The sequence below is a fragment of the Bacillus cereus group sp. N21 genome (genome assembly GCF_016483395.1).
GTDB lineage: Bacteria > Bacillota > Bacilli > Bacillales > Bacillaceae_G > Bacillus_A > Bacillus_A pseudomycoides.
On the sequence record NZ_JAEHBX010000142.1, the window covers coordinates 1 to 4,150 of the forward strand.

The following is a 4,150-nucleotide window of genomic DNA, read 5'->3' on the forward strand; positions in this document are numbered from 1 at the left end:
CTTGCATGTATTAGGCACGCCGCCAGCGTTCATCCTGAGCCAGGATCAAACTCTCCAATAAAGTTAGTTTGTCTAGCTTCAAAAATAAAAATTGACGTTTTACATTTTGTTTAGTTTTCAAAGAACTTTTTTGGGGCAAGATTTAATCTTACCATTTTATAACCTTTAATGTCAATAGAAATTTAAAATAAATTTGTATTTATTTCATTGAAATCTATTACGTCGTTAGCGACGGATAAATAATATACCATGTCTTATAAATCTTTACAATAATTTTATCAAAGGTAAAATTAACCATATATGAAAAATAGAAGCACATCTGAATTTTAATTATAAAAACAATAAAGATAATAATCATTTAATTTTTGTTTTACTTGGAGTCCATCCTAGCTTTTTATTCCACGATTTCCTTGACCACGAGCCTCTACACCCTCAAACTCCCAAAGGCAACCCCAACGGGCAAAATTCGCCCTTGTGGGGCCACCTCTGGCGAGTTTGCATGAGGGTGCCCCTCATGGTCAAGGAACTTTCGCGGCATAAACGCCAGGATTCAGCAAATCACTTCCAAAGTTGATACCATTTCTTTTCATTACTTGCTGCAACTAGCTGTTTTACTTCTTGAAGTTCTCGCATAATAGTCATAACAGCTTTATCACGATCAGTAACCTGTTGTTTTTCTATAGTATTAGAATGAGCCAATAATTTTTGTTGAGATTCCAATAAATTTGTTAGTTTAGCTATTTGCTCATTTTGATTCTGTAATTGTTTTTGCTGTAACTCCACTGTATCTTTTAATTCTCTCAATACTTCTTTCAAATCGTCAGATTCAGAAGTTAGAACAGTCATATCTGTATTATTAATTGTTAATCCTTCTTCTTTTAAAAGTAATTTACAAGCATCTTCCAATGTAACTTGTGGCATATTTTTTAATTCTATTAATCTTTGCAATAAATTAAGATCATAATTATCGAAAATAATTCGTTCTCGTTCATCTCTTTTAAAAGCATAGCATTTATAACTTTCAATTAATAAATAGTATTTTTTAACCGTAGAAGGTGATATTTTCAATCTTTTGGCAACCTGAGATACATTTTCATAAATAATAGGTGTCATAATAGTCATAACCTCCTTTTCAATACTTCAAATTCGTTACAACAGTTATAACTCCTTTATCTTAAAACTTTAAATAAACTCAAATCTAATTCTTCATCCATAATATTCATTGGATCTTGTACTTACTAATAGATAGTTTCTAATCTCTTTTTTCTTTTTTTAATACTTTTTTATTTCAATCTGTTTTTTAACATAATAATTTTCGACTAAAAAACCAGTTATTTTATAAAATTGGAAATTCCGAATCAAAAAAGAGAGAAGAGCATAAGGGGTTTTTGGGCCCAACTAGGGGTTGGGGCTAGGCAGAGCCTAGCTTAAACGTGGGTACACGAAAATTTCCAGGATGTGCACTCACGGTTGACTCAAAGTTTTCCAATTACACGTATTTTTCGTTAAAAGTAGAGTCGAGGTCTACAGCAGGTACCCTTCATAGCATCAAATGTGTACCTTCTGTAGACAACACATTCTTTATAACTTGCAATCAAACATTACTTTAAGATATTAAAAAAGATTAATCCAAAAAATAAGTAAACATAAAATTAGACAATGATAAAACTCAAGATATCATCCAGACGCTTCAGAATTCTTTTTAAAGAATTTAAATCCCAAATAGTACTATTTATCGTAAAAATAAAAATATACGCTTAAAAAGGAAAAGAGAAGGTTTTAATTGAAGGTTTTCCATTGCTTTTGGTGGAGAGGCTGGTTCGTCGTGTGGGGACGAAACCCCACGTATTACGTATCTATCTATATGGTAAGTGAAATTATTATCCGAAAGCACAAGCGATTCGGCTCGTATAATAGCAAATTCAAGCCGATAATCATGGATAGTTGCTTTTGGATGTGTCGGCTTGGTGCCTCCAAATCTCGAGCCGAAAAAAGTTCCGCAAGGATGTAGCAAAGCGAAAAGGGTGGAGATTTTCTGTAGCAAAGCGAAAGAAAATACGACCCGTTCCTTGCGGAACTTTTAGCTATTTCTATATAGAGTGAGAAGGGACAAGCATAGCAAAGTAGAAAATACCCAGTAATATCAAGGGTTTCAGGATTTTTCGTACTTACCGTTTTTGGTAAGTAAACTTACCGTTTTTGGTAAGTACGAAATTAATAAAAAAAGTCTACTAATTAAAGTAGACTTAAAATAATTTAATAGGTAAATTTTTAAGTTGCTTAGGAACCTTTCTAAACATTGCTTTAAGTGTTGGATTGATTTCATCTCTATTCCCTGAAAACATGATGTGAGGATTTATAAACAAAGCATATGCCCTAACATTATTATCATCAACACCACTTTCTGAACGAGCTATAATTCCTTTATCGATTAATTTTCTAACTAATGGACTAACTTTTGTTTCATGTCTTCCAATCTTTTTAGCCAATTCTCGCTGAGTTAATGGGATTTGTTCTTTAGAGTTAATATCACTAACTAAACAATTACTTAAAAAGCCTACACACATTGAAACATCTAATAAAAATACCTTCTCAGCATTTGTTAAATAATCAATTTCAAATAAATACTGGATATTTTGTTGAATGATCTGAACAAACCTCGCTTTATTCTTCACTTTCCGTTCAGGAACTAATTTCATTCCTCTTGAATTAGCCTTTAATTGAAGTTCATTTGCTAATTGCATTTCTTCTTCTGACAAAATCTTCGAATTCTCGATATCCCTTAGTCTTGCATTTTTTTCAACCTGTTCTAAATCAATACAATTTGTCATAATTTTTTCCTCTTTTCTAGTATTTACAACTAGTACAGAGACTCTTTTCATGCTATTATGTAATTAGAATTTTATAAAAACGAAAAGAACCTCTTATGTCTAGTTGTAGCCTCGCAACTCAATTATATCATGAGTGGCTTTTTTTCTATAACTGAAAATAAAAAGAGTTCTGGAGTCCAGAACTCTTTTTATTTTTGAAAGTAAACTTTTTAATATTTGTTTACATTCAAATCCTCTATAACATTGACTTCACCCCGATCTCCCTGATATCATCAAAAACAAATAAAAAAGTATACATTCAAAACAATATAAATAAAGAGGTACAGAAACTCATGAACAAAAAACCACATCTCATTGATGTCCAGCCCATCCGAAGTAAAGAACAGATTGAAGATATGAAATGGGCTCTTAAACGTCACTGTTCAGAAAGAGACTACACCTTATTCATGATTGGAATCAATACAGGTCTACGAGTAAGTGATCTACTTCAATTAGAAACTCATATGATTTTAAAATTAAAACGAAAACGTAGAAAAGAATTAAAAGTAAAAGAGGGAAAAACGAAGAAAGAACGTATCATTAATCTTACTTCTATTTTTGACGAAGTATATCAATACGCCCAGACAGTAGAAAGTACCTGGTTATTTCCTTCACGTAAAGGAGATCAATCCATTAGTAAAATCCAAGCCTATCGACAATTGCAAAAAGCCGGAGATTTTGCCGATGTAGAATCAATCGGTACCCACACCATGCGCAAAACCTTCGGCTATTGGTTCTATAAACAAACAAAAGATATCGCTATGTTGCAAGAACTTCTTAACCACAGCACACCACAAATTACATTAACTTACATTGGAATTAATAAAGAAGAAAAAGACAATATACTCGATACATTTCATATTTAAACTATAATAATACACCACAAAAAAACCCTTTTGCATAAATGCAAAAGGGTTTTTTATTTACCTAGCGATGTCCTACTCTCACAAGGGCAAAGCCCCAACTACCATCGGCGCTGAAGAGCTTAACTTCCGTGTTCGGTATGGAAACGGGTGTGACCTCTTCGCCATTATCACTAGATATATGAAGGATATTCCTTCAAAACTAGATATCAGTGTGTAATATAAATTACTTATTGGTTAAGTCCTCGATCTATTAGTATTCGTCAGCTCCACGTGTCACCACGCTTCCACCTCGAACCTATCAACCTGATCATCTTTCAGGGATCTTACTAACTTACGTTATGGGAAATCTCATCTTGAGGGGGGCTTCATGCTTAGATGCTTTCAGCACTTATCCCTTCCGCACATAGCTACCCA

The 4,150-nt window shown here is 33.0% G+C and carries 3 protein-coding genes and 3 rRNA genes; 1 reads left to right on the forward strand and 5 read right to left on the reverse strand.

The annotated features are described in order from the left end of the window. The 3 genes from JDS96_RS29720 to JDS96_RS29730 form a co-directional block, all read right to left on the reverse strand. Nucleotides 1–61: ribosomal RNA gene (locus tag JDS96_RS29720) — 16S ribosomal RNA — on the reverse strand; the annotation flags it as partial. 497 nt (nucleotides 62–558) lie between these two features. After that, nucleotides 559–1,113: a DUF3967 domain-containing protein gene (locus JDS96_RS29725; RefSeq protein WP_199668995.1), complete on the reverse strand. Its 555-nt coding sequence runs from the start codon at nucleotides 1,111–1,113 to the stop codon at nucleotides 559–561. A 1,133-nt stretch (nucleotides 1,114–2,246) separates the two neighbouring features. Beyond that, nucleotides 2,247–2,831 carry a MarR family transcriptional regulator gene (locus JDS96_RS29730; protein WP_199668996.1) on the reverse strand — a complete coding sequence of 195 codons (585 nt, stop codon included), beginning with the start codon at nucleotides 2,829–2,831 and terminating at the stop codon, nucleotides 2,247–2,249. Nucleotides 2,832–3,163: 332 nt separating this feature from the next. Here JDS96_RS29730 and JDS96_RS29735 point away from each other — a divergent pair, with 332 nt between their 5' ends. Further along, a complete protein-coding gene (locus tag JDS96_RS29735) occupies nucleotides 3,164–3,736 on the forward strand; it encodes a tyrosine-type recombinase/integrase (RefSeq protein WP_199668997.1) in 573 nt (190 codons plus the stop codon). A 59-nt stretch (nucleotides 3,737–3,795) separates the two neighbouring features. Here the strand turns inward: JDS96_RS29735 and rrf are convergent. Both rrf and JDS96_RS29745 read right to left on the reverse strand, forming a co-directional pair. Further along, a 5S ribosomal RNA gene (rrf, locus tag JDS96_RS29740) occupies nucleotides 3,796–3,911 on the reverse strand. A 55-nt stretch (nucleotides 3,912–3,966) separates the two neighbouring features. After that, nucleotides 3,967–4,150: ribosomal RNA gene (locus JDS96_RS29745) — 23S ribosomal RNA — on the reverse strand; the annotation flags it as partial.